This window comes from uncultured Polaribacter sp. (assembly GCF_947501385.1).
Classification (GTDB): domain Bacteria; phylum Bacteroidota; class Bacteroidia; order Flavobacteriales; family Flavobacteriaceae; genus Polaribacter.
On sequence record NZ_CANMVP010000006.1, the window covers coordinates 36,884 to 54,690 of the forward strand.

The 17,807-nt window shown below is 31.6% G+C and carries 16 protein-coding genes and 1 pseudogene; 11 read left to right on the forward strand and 6 right to left on the reverse strand.

The window, feature by feature from the left end; all coding sequences use genetic code 11:
- The first annotated feature begins 170 nt into the window (after nucleotides 1–170).
- The 10 genes and pseudogenes from Q0998_RS05370 (at nucleotide 171) to Q0998_RS05415 (ending at nucleotide 8,426) form a co-directional block, all read left to right on the forward strand.
- Nucleotides 171–674 carry a hypothetical protein gene (locus Q0998_RS05370; protein WP_299667265.1) on the forward strand — a complete coding sequence of 168 codons (504 nt, stop codon included), beginning with the start codon at nucleotides 171–173 and terminating at the stop codon, nucleotides 672–674.
- A 220-nt stretch (nucleotides 675–894) separates the two neighbouring features.
- On the forward strand, nucleotides 895–1,506 hold the full coding sequence (locus tag Q0998_RS05375) for a DEAD/DEAH box helicase (RefSeq protein WP_299667267.1): 612 nt from the start codon (nucleotides 895–897) through the stop codon (nucleotides 1,504–1,506).
- Nucleotides 1,507–1,570: 64 nt separating this feature from the next.
- A complete protein-coding gene (locus Q0998_RS05380) occupies nucleotides 1,571–2,209 on the forward strand; it encodes a thiamine phosphate synthase (RefSeq protein WP_299667270.1) in 639 nt (212 codons plus the stop codon).
- A gap of 423 nt (nucleotides 2,210–2,632) precedes the next feature.
- A complete protein-coding gene (locus Q0998_RS05385) occupies nucleotides 2,633–3,454 on the forward strand; it encodes an SDR family oxidoreductase (RefSeq protein WP_299667273.1) in 822 nt (273 codons plus the stop codon).
- A gap of 359 nt (nucleotides 3,455–3,813) precedes the next feature.
- Nucleotides 3,814–4,714, forward strand: a pseudogene (locus Q0998_RS05390) (EamA family transporter).
- Between the two features lie 176 nt (nucleotides 4,715–4,890).
- Nucleotides 4,891–5,463: a Crp/Fnr family transcriptional regulator gene (locus tag Q0998_RS05395; protein ID WP_299667629.1), complete on the forward strand. Its 573-nt coding sequence runs from the start codon at nucleotides 4,891–4,893 to the stop codon at nucleotides 5,461–5,463.
- A 73-nt stretch (nucleotides 5,464–5,536) separates the two neighbouring features.
- On the forward strand, nucleotides 5,537–6,280 hold the full coding sequence (locus Q0998_RS05400) for an acyl-CoA desaturase (protein WP_299667276.1): 744 nt from the start codon (nucleotides 5,537–5,539) through the stop codon (nucleotides 6,278–6,280).
- A gap of 196 nt (nucleotides 6,281–6,476) precedes the next feature.
- On the forward strand, nucleotides 6,477–7,055 hold the full coding sequence (locus Q0998_RS05405; protein ID WP_299667279.1) for a TetR/AcrR family transcriptional regulator: 579 nt from the start codon (nucleotides 6,477–6,479) through the stop codon (nucleotides 7,053–7,055).
- A 24-nt stretch (nucleotides 7,056–7,079) separates the two neighbouring features.
- On the forward strand, nucleotides 7,080–7,712 hold the full coding sequence (locus tag Q0998_RS05410; protein WP_299667282.1) for a nitroreductase family protein: 633 nt from the start codon (nucleotides 7,080–7,082) through the stop codon (nucleotides 7,710–7,712).
- 33 nt (nucleotides 7,713–7,745) lie between these two features.
- Entirely contained in the window at nucleotides 7,746–8,426 is a 681-nt protein-coding gene (locus Q0998_RS05415; RefSeq protein ID WP_299667285.1) for a type 1 glutamine amidotransferase domain-containing protein, read from the forward strand.
- Nucleotides 8,427–8,721: 295 nt separating this feature from the next.
- Here the strand turns inward: Q0998_RS05415 and Q0998_RS05420 are convergent, their stop codons facing one another.
- The 6 genes from Q0998_RS05420 to Q0998_RS05445 all read right to left on the reverse strand — a co-directional run bounded on the left by Q0998_RS05420 (nucleotide 8,722) and on the right by Q0998_RS05445 (nucleotide 15,941).
- Nucleotides 8,722–9,183, reverse strand: a complete 462-nt coding sequence (locus Q0998_RS05420; RefSeq protein ID WP_299667288.1) for an RES family NAD+ phosphorylase — start codon at nucleotides 9,181–9,183, stop codon at nucleotides 8,722–8,724.
- Nucleotides 9,183–9,725, reverse strand: a complete 543-nt coding sequence (locus Q0998_RS05425) for an antitoxin Xre-like helix-turn-helix domain-containing protein (RefSeq protein WP_299667290.1) — start codon at nucleotides 9,723–9,725, stop codon at nucleotides 9,183–9,185. Before Q0998_RS05425 ends, Q0998_RS05420 begins: the two co-directional genes overlap by 1 nt.
- A gap of 214 nt (nucleotides 9,726–9,939) precedes the next feature.
- The gene (locus tag Q0998_RS05430) at nucleotides 9,940–11,253 is read right to left on the reverse strand and encodes a DEAD/DEAH box helicase (RefSeq protein WP_299667293.1); all 1,314 of its coding nucleotides are present in this window, start codon (nucleotides 11,251–11,253) and stop codon (nucleotides 9,940–9,942) included.
- Between the two features lie 92 nt (nucleotides 11,254–11,345).
- Entirely contained in the window at nucleotides 11,346–12,884 is a 1,539-nt protein-coding gene (locus Q0998_RS05435) for an SDR family oxidoreductase (protein ID WP_299667296.1), read from the reverse strand.
- A 262-nt stretch (nucleotides 12,885–13,146) separates the two neighbouring features.
- A complete protein-coding gene (locus tag Q0998_RS05440; RefSeq protein ID WP_299667299.1) occupies nucleotides 13,147–14,490 on the reverse strand; it encodes a DEAD/DEAH box helicase in 1,344 nt (447 codons plus the stop codon).
- Nucleotides 14,491–14,885: 395 nt separating this feature from the next.
- Nucleotides 14,886–15,941 carry an NAD(P)-dependent alcohol dehydrogenase gene (locus Q0998_RS05445; protein WP_299667302.1) on the reverse strand — a complete coding sequence of 352 codons (1,056 nt, stop codon included), beginning with the start codon at nucleotides 15,939–15,941 and terminating at the stop codon, nucleotides 14,886–14,888.
- A 215-nt stretch (nucleotides 15,942–16,156) separates the two neighbouring features.
- Here Q0998_RS05445 and Q0998_RS05450 point away from each other — a divergent pair, with 215 nt between their 5' ends.
- Complete coding sequence (locus Q0998_RS05450; RefSeq protein ID WP_299667304.1) at nucleotides 16,157–17,806, forward strand: acetolactate synthase large subunit; 1,650 nt, start codon at nucleotides 16,157–16,159, stop codon at nucleotides 17,804–17,806.
- Nucleotide 17,807: the final 1 nt, after the last annotated feature.

The window sequence follows — 17,807 nt, forward strand, 5'->3', positions numbered from 1 at the left end:
ATTTTGAAATCATCAATGAATGTGATTGGTGTTTCTTTTCAAAAAAACGATTGTAGGTAGGTCAAATTCTATTGAGAAAAATTGATCTATTAAACTTTAGCTTATTGAAAACATTTAATAACATAACTACAAAATCTAATAAAAAATAAATACAAACTAAAAATAAAAAAATGAAAAAGCTTTTAATAACAGCGATCATAGTATTAATTTCTAGTGCAACTATAAATGCTCAAGAAATTTCGAAAAATGCTTTAGGATTACGATTAGGTGACAGTGATGGTTTTGGTGCAGAAGTATCGTATCAAGCACGTTTAAGTGATAACAATAGGTTAGAATTGGGTTTAGGCTGGAGAAATAGTAAAAATTATGATGGATTTAAAATAACCGGTTTGTACCAATGGGTTTGGAATATTGAGGGCGGTTTTAATTGGTATGCTGGACTTGGTGGTGGCGTTGGATCGTATAGTTTTAGTGATGATAATAACTTTAATAATGGAGATGATTTTAATGATACTTTTGTATTTGCCGCAGGTGATATAGGTATTGAATATAATTTTGATATCCCAATCTTAATTTCCCTAGACTTTAGACCAGAAATGGCTTTTGGTGATAAACGTTATAATAACAATGATTTAGATTTAGATATTGCATTAGGTATAAGATATCAGTTTTAAACAAATAATTCTTTGAAATTAATTATCCTCGAGTTAGCCCCTCGAGGATTTTTATTGATTAAAACAGTATACCATACTGCTTAATAAGTTTTATGAACCTTATTGTAGAAAAGTATTTTTAAAAACGGATGCTATGCAATTTTTTGTAGTTATAATTACATCAATTTAATTGTATCTTTGCCCACATTATTATATTAAATAATCCGTTTTTTTATTTTCTATGCCTTTTAAAAAATTACATCCCGTTATCAAAGAAATTATAGAGCGTAAAGAAATAACAACTCCTACTCCTTTTCAAAAAGCGAGCATTCCTGTTATAAAAAGTGGTGCTAACATATACTGCACAGCTCCAAAAAACAGCGGAAAAACAACCACTTTAATACTAACTACCTTACAAAAATTAAAATGTGAGGAAGTTGGAATTGCACCAAGAGCAATCGTTTTGGTGGCTAATAACGAAAGTGCGTTGCAATTGTATGATACTTTTTTAAAATATACAAAACCAACACTATTGCGTCTTTATGTAGCTGATGAAAAGCAGCATATAGAATTGCTAAAATCAGAGATTTTTGAAGGTGTAGATATTCTAATTTCCACACCCAAAACAATAAATAAGTTGCTTTTGCTAGAAGGTGTAAATACTACGCAACTAAAGATTTTCAGTATCGATGATGCAGAATTTTTAACTCAAAAATCTTCAACTACAGATTTAATGTCTATTACACAAAGCGTTCATAAATGCCAGTTTGTAATATATGCTGAGAAAATGCACCCGAATTTAAAACGTTTTGAGTCTTATTTTATGCAACATGCTAAAACCATTGCTATTTAGACATCAAAGAGATTAATCATCTATAATTTCTTTAGATGTAATCACTAAACAACATTAAAAATTAATGATACCGAAACTGCATTATATCTCTCAAGGAAATTCGCCCAAAGAGGTTTTAGAAAATATACAAAAAGCGTGTTCTTCAGGCGCGGAACTAGTACAATTGCATTTAAAAAATGTTTCAGATAAAAAATTTTTAGAGGTAGCCAAAGAAGCGAGAGAAATTACTTCTTATTTTCAAACAAGATTGATTATACACGAGCATTATAAAATAGCAAAAGAAGTAAAAGCAGATGGTGTTCATTTAGAAAAAAATGGCATCTGCCCTACTATAGCAAGAATACATATATACACTTGGCAAATTATTGGTGGCACCGCAAATACGCTAAAACATTGTAAAACATTGCTTGAGAAACAAGTTGATTATATTACTTTAAGTCCTTTCAAATCTTCCATAACTCAAAACAAAAAATATCCAGATTTAGGATTGAACGGTTTTACTTTAATTACAGAAGCCTTAAAAACGGAAACTCCAATCATAGGTTCTGGAGAAATTACAATAGCAGATGTAAAAGATATTTTGGAAACAGGTGTTTCTGGAATTGCCGTTTCTGAAGCAGTCACTCAAAATTTCGATAGAATAAAAACATTCAATCAATTATTAAACGCGTCTTCAACAGAAGAACAGCGCCATACTTTTTAGTAGCAATAATATTGATTTTACCCGTTGTGCATTTTGAGTTAAATGTATTCCAAAATGTCAGTTCGAGTGATTTTTGATAAAAAAAATCGTATCGAGAACTAGTTTAGAAACGAAAATTATTACCTAACTGACTGACGGTAGGCAGGTTCTCGATACAAATTTCACTTATTTCAATCGTGAAATTCACTCGGATTGACAGGATTTATCAAAATGCACAACAGGTTTGATTTTATATTTTAAATAGAATTATCCTATTAGATAAAGGTAGAATTAATTTTGTACTTATTTTTTCAAATACGCTAATGATTCATCTAATAAGGTTAAAAGAATCTATTATATGAGCTTAGCTTTGCAGTAAGAAATAAAATTTAAATCGAATTAAAGATACTTTTTGATGAGTATCTTTTTTTTAAAATAATAAAAATGAATAAAAAGACAATTTTAATTACAGGTGCAGGATCAGGTTTAGGAAAAGGAACGGCTTTAGGGCTTGCTACAAAAGGTCATAAAGTGATTGCAGGAGTTCACAAATGGGAACAAAAATCGAGATTAATCGAAGACGCTAAAAAAGCAGGTGTTGAAGAGAACCTTGAAATCATCAAATTAAATATTTTAGACCTAATGGATTGCCAAAAAGCCTGGGAATATGATGTTGATATTTTGGTAAATAATGCTGGTATCGGACATTCTGGACCTGTTTCTGAAATGCCAGTAGGTTTAATTCGTGAAGTAATGGAAACAAATGTCTTTTCAAACCTTGAATTTGCCCAACCATTTATTAAGAAGATGGTGGATAAAGGCAGTGGAAAATTAGTCTTTGTTTCTTCTGTAGCTGGACTTTCTACATCACCCTATTTAGGTGCTTATAATGCATCTAAACACGCGTTGGAAGCGATAGTTCAATCATTACGAGATGAATTAACTCCAATGGGACTTACAGTTGCTACCATTAATCCTGGACCTTATGAAACTGGTTTTAATGATAGAATGTATGATAATTATGCACAATGGTTTGACAAAGACATGCATTTTACACCAAAAGAAAAAATTGAGGAAGCAGCCCAAGTAATGGCTGAAAATCAATTTGATCCAAAAGAAATGATTGAAAAAATGATTGAAGTGATTCCTCAAGATTCTCATGATTTTAGAACAATTCTACCAACCAATTTTGTGGAGATGTGCAAAGATTATCAAGAAAAACAATATAGCATTCAATCTGACGCTGTAGCACCTTCAAAAAAATAACAATTTTTAAATATGTACAGGAACTCTCAAAATTATTTTTGGGAGTTTTTTTATGTAATAAAATTGAGAACTTTTAATTCTATTTTTTACAAGAATGTTAATTGTTCATTCGAGAATTCCGAAATTTTAGAAGAGCACTATTCGTCTTCTAAACAGAGGTTTCGACTGCGCTCAACCAGACAATTTAATTGATTTTGAGAATTAAATTTAGTAGTATCTATCTTTACAATAATTTTATTTTTTAGGAGAAAAAATTCACGTAATAAAGATTTTTTGAAAGGAGGCAGAGCCTCGAGAAATTCTTTTCGATTAAATTAAAAAAATGATTCAAAAACACGCTAAAAAACTATATTCGCGCCATGTGGATGTATTTGGGTTTATTGGCAGCACTTTTTCTAGGATTACATAATTTATGCAAGAAACATGCAGTGCAAGGAAATGAGGTTTTCCCTGTACTTTTAGGTACACTTCTTTCAGGTTTTTTGCTATTTATTCCGTTATTTATGAGTTCTATTTATGATCCAGAATTTACAAAAGAAATTGGCTTTTATATTGCTAGTATTCCTTGGGAAACACATGGTTTTATTTTTATAAAATCGTTAATTATGACGGCTTCTTGGATTTTGGCATACCAATCTTTAAAAGCATCTGCCCTTAACCATTGTGACTCCAATACGCTCTGCAGGCCCGTTTTTTACTTTTATTGGAGCTATTTTAATTTATAATGAGCAACCTAATTCTTACCAATGGGTTGGGTTTTTCTTAATTATTTTTTCAGTTTTATTGTATTCTAAAATAGGAAAAAAAGAAGGCATCAATTTTAAGCGTAACAAATGGGTTTTCGCCATTATTGGCGCCACTTTTTTAGGAGCTACAAGTGGTTTGTATGATAAGTTTTTAATTCAGAGTTTGGTCTTGAATCCGCAGACATTACAATTTTGGTTTTGTTTTTATACAATCCTCATTTTATTGGTTATTTTATCTGTTACTTGGTTTCCGTTTAAAGAAAAAAGAAAAGCTTTTAAATTTCGTTGGACCATTATTGCCGTTGGAATTTTATTACAAACTGCAGATTATTTTTATTTTAAAGCCCTACAAGATACTGAGGCGTTAATTATGTTGCTTTCTGCTATAAAACGTAGTCAGATATTGATTGCTGTTGTTGCTGGAGGTCTTATTTTTAAAGAAAAAAATAAACGCAAAAAATTGATTCCATTAGTAGGTATTATGTTGGGTGTGTTTTTGATTTTATATTCATAAGCGACTTGTTGAGATTTTTCAATTGTTCCTCATTTCGTAAGAATAAACGTCCTTTAATTTTACTGTAGAAGGAAACAGATTTTAATCTTTTATCATTTAAATAGTTTCACCTTATTTAAAATGGCAACCTTGTAGGAATTCTTATCTTTGTATTCAAATAACTACTATTGAAAGATTTGCAACAGATAAAAGCATACTTAGAACAAATAGCCACCATTTCCAATTCAGATTGGGAGTTCTTCACTTCAAAATTACAGCGTCGTGTTATTCCAAAGAAAACTATTTTTTTAAAGCTAAATGAGATAGAAAATCATATTTCTTTTGTAGAATCTGGTGTTGTTCGTTTATACATTCCTAAAGAAAATCCTGAAAAAGAAACTACTTTTGGTTTTAGTTTTAAAGATCAATTTATTAGTGCTTATGATTCTTTCTTAACACAGCAACCTTCTGTCTACGAACTTCAAGCATTAACGGAAACTACGCTTTTAAGCATTACGTATGCTGATCTGCAAGCAGTGTATAAAACAACTCAAATAGGAAATTTGATTGGCAGGTTAACAGCAGAACGCCTCTTTTTGTTAAAATCTAAGCGAGAACAATACTTGTTAAACCTGTCTGCTGAAGAACGCTATTTAAAAGTGTTTAAAGAGCGTCCAGAACTTATAAAGGTAATTCCATTAAAATTTATTAGCTCCTATATTGGTGTTACTGCACAAGCTTTGAGCAGAATTAGAAAACGTTTGCTATAAGTATCTAAATATTTTATTGATTTAGGTTCATTGTTTCAATTAGAACAACAAAGTATCTTTGCAAAAAAAAAATATGACAATCGTTATTTTTGTTTTAGTGCTTTGGTATGGAGGTTTGTTTTTTCAATCTTTCTTTTTACATAGATATGCCGCGCATCAAGTATTCACCATGTCTAAAACCATGGAGCGCATTACCTTTGTTTTAACTTGGTTTTTTCAAGGCGCAAGTTATTTAAGTGCTTACGGTTATGGTATTATGCATCGCATGCATCACGCATATACAGATACAGAAAAAGACCCACATTCTCCGTCTTATGATGATAATTTATTTGCAATGATGTGGAAAACAAAAACCATTTATCAAGATATTAATGATCAGAAGGTAGCTATCGATCCGCGCTTTACTAAAAACGTACCTCAGTGGAAAGCTTTTGACACTTTTGCAGGATCTAAATTTTCAAGAATTTTATGGATTAGTTTCTATATTTTATTCTTCGTATTCTTTGCAACCTCTTGGTGGCAATGGATTTTATTACCCATTACTTTTCTAATGGCACCGATTCATGGGGTAATTATCAACTGGTTTGGTCATATTTATGGATATGTAAATTATCAAATGAAAAACACCAGTAAAAATCTTTTTCATTTCGATTTTTTAATGATGGGTGAAGGCTATCATAACAACCACCACAAACATGCTAGCAGAGCCAATTTTGGAGTAAAATGGCATGAAATTGACATGACGTATGTTATCATAAAAGTACTGAATGCCTTTGGTATTATTCATTTAAAAACAAATTTAGATAGTAACTCATAATGATTATTAAATAGTATTTTAAATCTGATAGAAGTAATTCTATCAGATTTTTCATTTTTTATGAATCCTCTTTATAGATTAAACTAATATCCTCTATTCTTTAGCATCAATTTTTATTATAGGTCGATAAATACAATGATTTATTAAAAAAGAATGAACGTTCATTTTTATATATCTTTGTATTCGTATTCAAATTATGGTGAAACTTCAAAAAAGCATAGAAAAAAGAAACGCGTTGATAAAAGCGACTATTGAGCTCGTAAACAACAGTGGTTTTCATGCAACACCCATGAGTAAGATTGCTAAAATGGCGAACGTTTCTCCTGCAACAATCTATTTATATTTTGATAATAAACAAGACCTGGTAAATAAGACCTATTTAGATGTAAAAGCAGCATATACAAAACACGCTTTTGCTACTTATCATGAAGAAATGTCTGTTGAAGAAGGTTTTGAAATTATTTGGAAACGAATTGCAGATTTTAAATTGAAAGAAGGTGAAAATGCTATGTTTTTAGCACAATGTGACAATACACCTATGATTGATGAACATAGCAAACAAGAAGGTATAAAGCATTTACAACCCTTATTAGATCTTTGGGAACGTGGTAAAAAAGAAGGAATTATCAAACCAATTTCTGACTATTTATTATATGCTTATGCTATCAATCCATTATCATTTTTAGTGGTGAATCAAAAGCGTGGAGTGTTTCAATTAGATGAAAAAAATGTCTTAGAAGCTTATGAAGCTGCTTGGAATAGTATTAAAAAATAGAATATTAATAAAACAAAAATACCTATGGAATTATTAGAAAAATTAAAATGGCGATATGCAACCAAAGCCATGAATGGTAAAAAAGTATCAGAAGATAAAATTGATAGAATATTAGAAGCAGCAAGACTTGCACCTACTTCTAGTGGTTTACAACCTTTCGAAATTATTGTTGTTACCAATAACGAAATCAAAAAAGAAATACAAAAAGTAGCCTGGAATCAATCTGTAGTTACTGAGTGTTCGCACCTTTTTATCTTTGCAGCTTGGGATACCTATACAGCAGAAAGAATTAACTATATGTTTGACTTGACCAATGAAATTCGAGGTTTTAAAAATGAAGGTTGGGAAAATTACAGACAGCAATTATTAAATTCTTATCCTCAAAAAGATGCTGAAGAAAACTTTCAACATGCATCTAAACAAGCATACATTGCCTTTGCTACTGCCTTAACTGCTGCGGCCTTTGAGAAAGTAGATACAACACCTATGGAAGGTTTTGATGCTGAGAAGGTAGACGGAATTTTAAATTTAAAAGAAAAAGGGTTAAGAAGCGCTGTGCTATTACCTGTTGGATATAGAGATGCTTCTGATGATTGGTTGGTAGATTTAGAAAAAGTAAGAAAACCAACATCAGACCTAGTAACCGTAATAAGCTAATTGAGAATTAAATAAAAATTAAAAACAAAAAAAATGAACATATTATTCGTATTAACATCACATGATAAATTAGGAGATACTGGAAAAAAAACAGGATTTTGGATTGAAGAATTTGCAGCTCCTTATTACAAATTATTAGACAAAGGGGTAACAATTACTTTAGCAACTCCAAAAGGAGGAAAAGCTCCGATAGATCCTAGTAGTGATACTGAAGATACAAGTACAGAAGACACAAAGCGTTTTAAAAGTGATGCAAAAGCACAAGAATTAATAAACAACACACATAAAATTGCAAATATGAATCCTAAAGATTTTGATGCTGTTTTTTATCCTGGTGGTCATGGTCCTTTATGGGATTTAGCAAATGATGAGCATTCGATTGCTTTAATTGAAACATTCAATGAATTAGACAAACCTATTTCTTTTGTTTGTCATGCACCTGCTGCTTTGAGAGCGGTAAGAGGAAAAGATGGTGAACCTATTGTAAAAGGGAAAAGAGTTACAGGATTTACCAATACTGAAGAAGAAGGTGTTGATTTGGCAGATGTGGTTCCTTTTCTAGTAGAAGACATGTTAAAAGCAAATGGAGGAAATTATTCTAAAGGAGAAGATTGGTCTGAATATGTAGTTACAGATGGACGGTTAATTACGGGACAAAATCCTGCTTCTTCAAAGTTAGTAGCTGAAACGTTATTGAATGTTCTAAATAAATAATTTAAAATTTTGTTTTATTTAAAAGCCTGTAATTCCTTACAGGCTTTTTTTATATAATTTAATCGAAAAGAATTCCTCGAGGCTCTGCCTCGGGGTTTCCGCTGAAACTGTCATTCCCGTGAAGCATGTGCTCAACTTGATTGGGTAACGGGAATCTAAATATAGAATTTTGGTTTTTGACCTTTTTTCAGGTCAAAGCATGTGCCCAGCTTGACTGGGTATGAAACCAGCGAAATACCTCTATGGGGCTAACTCGAGGATATTTGGTTTTAAAAATTATTTATTAACGATAAAATTACATTCTAAATAATCTATTGTCAAAGGTGAACAGTTCAATATTTGTGATTTTTATCTTTGAAAATGTAGGATGATTAGGATTGATAATGAAATTATGTTCTTTGTTTACAACCGCTGATGGTACTTTTAAAATCAAATATTTATTTTCATCTAAAAAATAATCTCCTAATAATTGAGTACTTTCAGAATGTGGAATAGAATCCCAATCTTGTGATAACTCAGATTTTTTTAAGGTTAAAAGTGTCGCTTTTTTTGGTATTTCAATTTCAACTAAACAATAATCATTAGGAATTAAATCGAAGTCTAAATGAACAGCGACTTCTAGCTTGGCTAAAGAAATGTTTTCTGCACAATACAATGCATTTTTACCTCTAGAGTTCCATCTGCCTCCATTCAACCTTGCTCCTGTTCCTAGCAAATCACTAGCATATTTTTCTCTTGATAATCTATAAATTTTCATTAGGCAAGAACTCCATATTCTATTCTAGACAACTGACTTTTAATTGCTTTCATTCCTTGATTTGTATCCAATAAAGATTTTGGAGCAACACCTCCCAAGCCAATATTAGCTCTCTCTAACCATTTAGAAAATTTATCAGCAGCGCCAAAAACATCAACACCATAATCGTATAGTAATGTAATTTCAATTAATTTTTCAGACTGTGAAATATTTAGCTTTTTTCTTTCCTTTTTTAATCTGTCAATAGAACGCACTGAAATGTGTAAAATAGTTGCCCATTCTTGAATAGAAAATGGCATTAGCACTTGCGCATTCAATAAACTCTTGTAAGGAAGCCCTTTTCTAGTTGCGTGAATTAATTGATAGAAATTTTTATCATCATCTAAAATCTTAGGAAAAGCTCTAGAGGTATCATTTGCCAAAGCATAAATTTTAGAACTTTCTTCGACGTTCGAAACTTGCTCTGGAAATAAAATTTTAGAGATTATTAAACCTTGATTAATTGGTTTTTTATCTGATTTTGAAATTTTATAATCTTCCATGATTGCTAGAAATTTATCTTTCTCAAAATAAATATACGAAATATGTCTTAAAAAAAACGACAAAAGACATTTTGTTTAACATTAATTTATAAAATACTTCTCAATTGTAAATAATGAAAGCTAAAATATTCACTAATTTAAAAATAATACTTTGAGCTATTTAACTTATAAATAAATTTAGAAGTATTATAAACTTTACGATTAAGAAAAAAAACTACACCGTATAAATTCTAACTTTCTTTTTCTTTAAGCGAGAATTGTTCAATTTTTCGACTAAGCCTTCTGCTAAAGTCAAAGGAACAGCAACAAAAGCACAATCTTGCTTTAAATCAATCGCTCCTAATTGATCTTTATTTAACTTCCCTTGTTTGATAAATAAACCAGCGATATCTCCTTTAGAAATTTTATCTTTTCTTCCACCAGAAATAAAGACAGTTTCCCAATAAGGTTCTTTTCTTTCTGCTTGTTTCGAAATATCTACAATTTCAGCATTTTTTATAAATTCTGGCAACAATTGGTCTTTCCATTTTAAAACATAGGCTGTTCCTTCTGCTGAAACCCTCGCTGTACGTCCATTTCTATGCGTAAATTCCTCTAATGCTTGTGGCAATTCATAATGAATGATAAAATTCATTTCAGGCACATCAATTCCTCTTGCAGCCAAATCTGTCGCAATTAAAATTTGATTGGTTCCATTACTGAACTTTATCAAAGAACGTTCTCTGTCTTTTTGCTCCATTCCGCCACTAAAACAACCGTGTCTAATATTTTTGTTTTCTAAAAAAGTACTCACATTATGAATGCTATCTTTTAAATTACAAAAGATAATTCCTTGTTGATTTCCTAAATGATTCAACAAGTGTAACAAGGTATTTAATTTATTTTTTGCTGGAGAAATAACCGTTTTAATTTCTAATTTAGAAACCTTTTTACCTTTTAAGTAATTAATTACTCTTGGTTCTTCCAAACCAACAAAATCAGGAATGCTAACACCTTGTGTTGCAGAAGTTAAAATACGCTTACTTAAAGCTGGTAATTGCCTTATGATTTGTCTCATTTCATACTCAAAACCAACTTCTAAAGACTTGTCAAATTCGTCTAAAACTAAAGTTTTAATACTTTCTCTTGAAAAACGTTCGTTGCTAAAATGGTCCGAAATTCTCCCGGGAGTTCCTATTAAAATAGCCGGAACATGTTTCAATTCTATTTTATCTTTAGACATGGGTCTTCCACCATAAACGGCATTTACCTTGTATCCAGAACCCATTCCACGAACCACTTGTTCAATTTGAATCGCTAATTCTCTTGAAGGCACTAAAATAAGCACTTGTATGTCTGGATTTTCAGAATCTAAATTATTGATAATTGGCAATAAAAAAGCCAATGTTTTTCCAGTTCCAGTTGGAGAAAGCAAAATAGTGTTATTTGTTTTTTCAATGACAGCTGTAGCTTCTATTTGCATAGGATTTAACTGTTTGATATTCAATTTATCTAAAATATCTTGCTGATCTTTTTTATTATTTGCCATAATTTTATTTTTACGCTACTCTTATGTTCTCTATTCTTTTATCTTTTTCTCTTATCAAACTGTAAACTGCGACTGCGTACTGCCAACTGGAATTACCAATCAATTGGAAAATAATCTTTTAAAAACTTCCCAGACCAATGTTTTCCCGTATTAATTCCGTCAATTAAAGGATCCATTACGCGTGCTGCACCATCTACAATGTCTAGCGGTGGCTGAAAATCGTGCACTTCCACTTTCTTTTTAGACAATTCTGCAGGATCTTCATCTGTAACCCAACCTGTATCTACTGCATTCATATAAATTCCTTTTTTCGCAAAAGTTGCAGAAGATGTATGCGTTAACATATTTAAAGCTGCTTTTGCCATATTTGTATGCGGATGTCTGTCTACTTTTTTAAATCGGTGAAATTTTCCTTCCATCGCAGAAACGTTAATGATGTGTTTTTTACCCGTGTTTTCTTTCATCATTAAATTAGACAAACGATTACACAACACAAAAGGTGCCACCGCATTTACCAATTGAACTTCTACCATTTCTGTGGTTTCAATTTCACCTAGTCTTAAACGCCAGCTATTGGTTTTTCTTAAATCTACCTGTTGCAAATCAACGTCTAATTTTCCTTCTGGAAAAACTTCTTCAGTTTGTAAAGAATTATCAAAACTATAGGGTATTTGAGATAATTCTGCTGAATTTCTCAATCCAATTCCTGGTTCTGGACCGTGCCAAGTGACTGGCAACACATTATTTTTACTTGTTTTAGAAGTTCCGATACTTAAATCTGAAATTTCTTGTAAGCATTCTAAATGATTTTCTAACAATCTTTGCGCCAACTTCGGAAGCTCTGAAGTAGGTAGCTTTTCGTTCTCAATCATGTGTGTATAAAAACCGGAAGGCCTTCTTACTGTTTGCGCTGCATTATTTATTAAAATATCCAATCGATCGTATTTTTGCTCTATATAATTACAAAAAATCTCTACACTTGGTATGTGTCTTAAATCCAATCCATGAATGTGTAAACGATCGTTCCAATCTTTATAATCTTCTTCTTTTGAAAAACGAATGGCAGCATCTGCAGGAAATCTAGTTGTTGCCACAACCGTTGCTCCAGATCGCAATAACATTAAGGTGATGTGATAGCCAATTTTTAAACGAGATCCTGTAATAACAGCAACTTGGTCTTTTAAATCTGTTGTTTGAAAACGTTTCGCATAATTTAAATCGCCACAATCTGAACACATCGTATCATAAAAATGGTGCAGTTTGGTAAAAAGCGTTTTACAAACATAACAGTTTCTTGGGGATTCTAATTCTGGAGTATCTTCTGAAATTGTACCTGCAGCTAATAATTTCGGAGCGACAAATAATGCAGCTTCTCTCGCAGATCGAATTCCGGTCGATTTTCTAGCATGCGTATCTTTGGCAATCATTTTACGTTTTGCCGCTTTTTTAGCGTCTTTTCTTCTGCGTTGAAATTCATCACGGTTTGGTCTAGACAATTCGCCAGCAACCTTAAAAAGCGCGACTCTTTGCGCTTCAGGAATTTCAAACAATTGGTTTGTATCTGCTAATAAATCTTGTATTGTTTTGATACAAGCCTCTATTTCTAGATTGTTATTTTTATGCTCACTCATAATAATGATGAAACTATTTTTTTATAAATTCTAACAATAATAGTTTGCTTGAAATCACTTCGACAAGTTCAGTGTGACATTGTTACTATTAATTTCTTCTATTAATTAAAAAAATTATTTTTTCTAATTTTAAGTTAAAACCTATCGTGTATATCTAATTTCTAATATTAATTAAATTTTTGAAAACTAAAATAATAACTTCCTTAAATCAATTTAAAATCAAAATGTCAGTCTGAGCCAGTCGAAGACCTTTTACTTAAAACTATTTTTTCTTCTTTTTCTTTTTAGAACTGTTTTCTTTTGTAATATGAGAATTGGATTGCTCCAAATAATTTGCCAAAACCTTTTCTATTAATTCTTCTTTAGTTAAATGATGAAAAACCGTTCTTATTCTTCTTTTAAAATCTTCAGAAACTGTTTTATTAGGCTTTGTTTTAAATATTTTTTTCGCCCATAACAATCCGTTATTCTCTTCGATACTTTGGCGATCTGCTTTTTTATATCTTGCAAATGAAATCCCCAACTCTTTTTCGAAATTTGCGATATCTACCACTTCTTCTTGTTGTAAAATGGTTAACGAAAACCCCTTTGCTCCGGCTCTGGCTGTTCTTCCACTTCTGTGCACATAGGCATCATAGGTATCTGGCAAATGGTAATTTACAACATAAGAGATTTCTTTTACATCAATTCCTCTTGCGGCTAAATCTGTAGCAACTAAAATGTCTATGTGCCCTTCACGAAATTGCCCCATAATTCGATCACGAATTCCTTGGGTTAAACTTCCATGAATCGCACCTGAAGAAAATTTATGAATCGCTAAATTTTTTGCTAATTTATTTACTGCAGCTTTTGTTTTACAAAATATGATTCCTCTTTGACCTTCTTTAGTGTTTAAAAAATGTAATAAAACCTCTAATTTTTCAATCGGTTCTACTACTACATATTGATGCTCAATTCCTTGATGACCAACAGTTTTCATATCAGCTTCAATGGTAACAATAGCATTAGACATGTAGTTATTGATCATTTGCTTAATAGCACCTGGCATGGTAGCTGTAAACAATAAAGTTCTTCTATTCTTCGGAATTTCAGTAATAATAGCGTCCAAACCCTCCCTTAAAGCGCTTACCATTTCATCTGCTTCATCTAAAATAAAGTAAGAAATTGTTTTAATAGCAATCGCTTCACGTTTTACCAAATCTGCCAACCGTCCTGGAGTTGCTACCACAATATGCGTGGTTTCTTGTAAGCGTTCTATTTGAGGTTTTATAGGAATTCCGCCACAAACAACTGCGATAGATATTTCTGCATTGTGTTTTGCAAATGACTCTAAATTACTATGAATTTGTTGCCCTAATTCTCTTGTTGGTGCTAAAATAACTGCTTGAATTATGTCTTTCTCTGCGTCAATTAATTGTAGTAAAGGCAATCCGAAAGCAGCTGTTTTCCCTGTTCCTGTTTTTGCCAAAGCAACTACATCTTCTTTCTGATTTAAAATAACCGGAATTACTTTTTCTTGAATAGCTGTAGGTACAGAAATTTGAAGCTCCGTTAAACTTTGTTGCAATTGTTGGTGAATTCCTAAATCGGAAAAACTTTTTAACATGAAAATTATTTTGGGCAAAGATAACCACACTTTTAAAAGAATAACGCCAAATGGTTTATAATTCTATTTATTATAGAAAACCATTTGGCGTTAGTAAAAAAAGAATTAAAAGTTTGAAATTGCCTCCAAAACTTTGGAGAAATGTATTGAAATTGCCGCTTAAATTAATAAGTTCTCACTTGAAATTTCAAAAGTACTACCATTGATGTGCTTTTTTTAAGTTATTGATTATTAAACACTTAATAGTTCTCGATTTGCTTCGCAAGCTACCTTCAATCAAAATACATTTTGATTTTGGCAATGCTCGAACAGACATGCTTACAAGCATTTATCTCGCGTCATTCAATCGCTTGAAAATTTTTTTTCTCGAATCTCGAACGGACAATAAATAACTTTTATGCTTCTTTTAAACTTTTCATATCAATTACAAATCGATATTTTACATCATTTTTAGTGACTCTCTCAAAAGCATTGTTAATGTCTTTCATATCAATCATTTCAATTTCTGAAACAATATTATGTTCTCCACAAAAATCTAACATTTCTTGCGTTTCTTTAATTCCGCCAATTAAAGAACCTGCAACTCTTTTTCTTCCCATAATTAAATTAGCACCATTCATAGGTTCTAATGGCTCAATTGCGCCAACCATTACCATAGTGGAATCTCTTTTTAAGAGTTGTAAATACGGATTTATATCGTGTTTTACGGGAACTGTATTTAATAAGAAATCAAAACTTCCGGCGTGCTTGTTCATTTCATCATCGTTTTTAGAAATAATTACTGCATCTGCCCCTAATTTTTTAGCATCACTTGCTTTGCCTTCAGAAGTTGTAATCATAAACGTTTCTGCGCCCATGGCACTCGCTATTTTGATTCCCATGTGACCAAGACCTCCTAAACCAATAATTCCTACTTTATCTCCTTTTTTAATTTTCCAATGATTTAGTGGAGAAAATGTGGTAATTCCTGCGCATAATAAAGGTGCAACTGCTTTTGTATCTAAGTTTTCTGGAACTTTCAATACAAAATCTTCTCGTACTACGATACTTGTTGAATACCCTCCAAATGTGGTAGTATTTAAATGTTTGTCTTTGCTATTATAGGTGGCAGTCATTCCTTTTTCACAGAATTGTTCTAGATCGTCTTCACAAGCACTACATTCTTTACAAGAATCTACCATACAGCCTACTCCAACTAAATCACCTTTTTTGTAATTTTTTACAGCATCACCAACTTCTAATACTTTTCCAACAATTTCATGTCCAGGTACTAAAGGATATTTTGCGTTTCCCCAATCGTTTTTTGCCGCATGAATGTCACTATGACAAACACCACAATATAAAATATCAATTTTTACATCATTCTTTAAAAGGTCTCTTCTTTCTATTTCTATTTGTTTTAAATCTGCATCAGCAGCTTTTGTTCCGTATGCTTTTATGGTCTCTGTCATTTTTCTGTATTTTTATTTCTACAAAAATAAAGGTTTACACAAGATTTTGATTGCTCCTTTGAGATCATTTTGGACTCATTCAAGAATTAAAAATCCAACCCTATAAAATCTTTAGAATTAACAATCTTTTAAATGAATCAATCTATTATAAACTGATAGAATCCTTAAATTTGAGAATAATAACAAAATTCCTTTTGTTATAAAAAGCTATAAAAATGAAAACTTCAGATATTATTATTCAATCTTTAGAAAATGAAGGTGTTGAATATATTTTTGGTTTGCCAGGAGAAGAAAATTTAGATGTTTTAGAAGCTATTAGAAAGTCAGATAAAATTCAACTTATTCTTACAAGACATGAGCAAGGTGCGGGTTTTATGGCAGCAACTTATGGCAGACTTACAGGAAAACCAGGAGTTTGTATGTCTACCTTAGGACCTGGAGCAACAAATTTAATGACACCCACCGCATATGCACAACTAGGTGCAATGCCCATGGTGATCTTAACCGGTCAAAAACCAATTAAAGAGAGTAAACAGGGTAAATTTCAAATTTTGGATATTGTAGAAATGATGCAACCGCTCACCAAGTTTACCAAACAAATTACCTACGGAAAAAATGCTACTGCTCTTATTAGAGAAGCCTTTAGACTTTCTCAAGAGGAAAGACCTGGTGCTGTTCATATTGAAATTCCAGAAGATGTTGCGCAAGAAAAGGTAGAAAACCCGCATTTCTTTAACGTGGAAAATATAAAAATTCCTTCTGCTAATAAAGACTCCATTTTAGAAGCTTCTAAAATGATTTCTTCTGCAAAAAAACCTTTGTTATTAATTGGTGCAAGTGCAAATAGAAAAAGGGCTAGTCATGCGCTTACCAATTTTGTGAACAATTTAGGAATTCCTTTTTTTAATACACAAATGGGCAAAGGAATTGTAGACGAAAGAAATCCTCTTTATTTAGGAACTGCTGCGCTTTCCTCAAATGATTTTTTGCATGAGGCCATTCAACACGCTGATTTAATTATTAATGTTGGTCATGATTCAATCGAAAAACCACCATTCATTATGAATGTTGCTGATAAACGAAAAGTAATTCATGTCAACTTTTTTGCAGCTGAAATTACTGAGGTCTATTATCCTCAATTAAATGTTATTGGAGACATTGCAACAAGCATTGATTTGTTAACTCGTCAATTAGAAAATCAGGCAAAAAAATGGAATATCGATTTCTTTTTAAAAGTGAAAGAGAACGTATCTTCTCATTTGGCAAAATATGAAGAAGACAATCGTTTTCCTATCTTACCACAACGTTTGGTGAAAATTACTCGAAATATTCTACCGGAAGACGGTATTGTAACTTTAGATAATGGAATTTACAAAATTTGGTTTGCTCGAAACTTTCCTGCATATGCTCAAAATACCCTAATTTTAGACAATGCGTTGGCAACAATGGGTGCTGGGTTTCCTTCAGCAATGATGGCAAAAGAGCTGTATCCAAATAAAAAAGTAATTTCTGTAAATGGCGATGGTGGTTTTATGATGAATTCGCAAGAATTAGAAACTGCTATGAGAATGAAACTAGATTTGGTAATTATTATTTTAAATGATAATGCCTATGGAATGATAGAATGGAAACAAGAAGGAGAAGGTTTCCCTAAGTATGGATTGGAATATAACAATCCAGATTTTGTAAAATATGCCGAAAGTTTTGGTGCTTTTGGGTATAGACCAACATCTGTTACTGACTTTGAAAAAATACTAACAGAAGCTTTAGATGAATCAGGTATTCATGTAATTGATTTGGCGGTAGATTATTCTCTAAATCATGAAATTTTAAATATATTATTAAAAGAAAATGCTAAAAAATAAA

Bases quoted from the DNA above. Each gene is read 5' to 3' on its own strand.
- Q0998_RS05370 (WP_299667265.1), top strand. From the start codon at position 171: ATGAAAAAGCTTTTAATAACAGCGATCATAGTATTAATTTCTAGTGCA.
- Q0998_RS05375 (WP_299667267.1), top strand. From the start codon at position 895: ATGCCTTTTAAAAAATTACATCCCGTTATCAAAGAAATTATAGAGCGT.
- Q0998_RS05380 (WP_299667270.1), top strand. From the start codon at position 1,571: ATGATACCGAAACTGCATTATATCTCTCAAGGAAATTCGCCCAAAGAG.
- Q0998_RS05385 (WP_299667273.1), top strand. From the start codon at position 2,633: ATGAATAAAAAGACAATTTTAATTACAGGTGCAGGATCAGGTTTAGGA.
- Q0998_RS05400 (WP_299667276.1), top strand. From the start codon at position 5,537: ATGACAATCGTTATTTTTGTTTTAGTGCTTTGGTATGGAGGTTTGTTT.
- Q0998_RS05405 (WP_299667279.1), top strand. From the start codon at position 6,477: ATGGTGAAACTTCAAAAAAGCATAGAAAAAAGAAACGCGTTGATAAAA.
- Q0998_RS05410 (WP_299667282.1), top strand. From the start codon at position 7,080: ATGGAATTATTAGAAAAATTAAAATGGCGATATGCAACCAAAGCCATG.
- Q0998_RS05415 (WP_299667285.1), top strand. From the start codon at position 7,746: ATGAACATATTATTCGTATTAACATCACATGATAAATTAGGAGATACT.
- Q0998_RS05420 (WP_299667288.1), bottom strand. From the start codon at position 9,183: ATGAAAATTTATAGATTATCAAGAGAAAAATATGCTAGTGATTTGCTA.
- Q0998_RS05425 (WP_299667290.1), bottom strand. From the start codon at position 9,725: ATGGAAGATTATAAAATTTCAAAATCAGATAAAAAACCAATTAATCAA.
- Q0998_RS05430 (WP_299667293.1), bottom strand. From the start codon at position 11,253: ATGGCAAATAATAAAAAAGATCAGCAAGATATTTTAGATAAATTGAAT.
- Q0998_RS05435 (WP_299667296.1), bottom strand. From the start codon at position 12,884: ATGAGTGAGCATAAAAATAACAATCTAGAAATAGAGGCTTGTATCAAA.
- Q0998_RS05440 (WP_299667299.1), bottom strand. From the start codon at position 14,490: ATGTTAAAAAGTTTTTCCGATTTAGGAATTCACCAACAATTGCAACAA.
- Q0998_RS05445 (WP_299667302.1), bottom strand. From the start codon at position 15,941: ATGACAGAGACCATAAAAGCATACGGAACAAAAGCTGCTGATGCAGAT.
- Q0998_RS05450 (WP_299667304.1), top strand. From the start codon at position 16,157: ATGAAAACTTCAGATATTATTATTCAATCTTTAGAAAATGAAGGTGTT.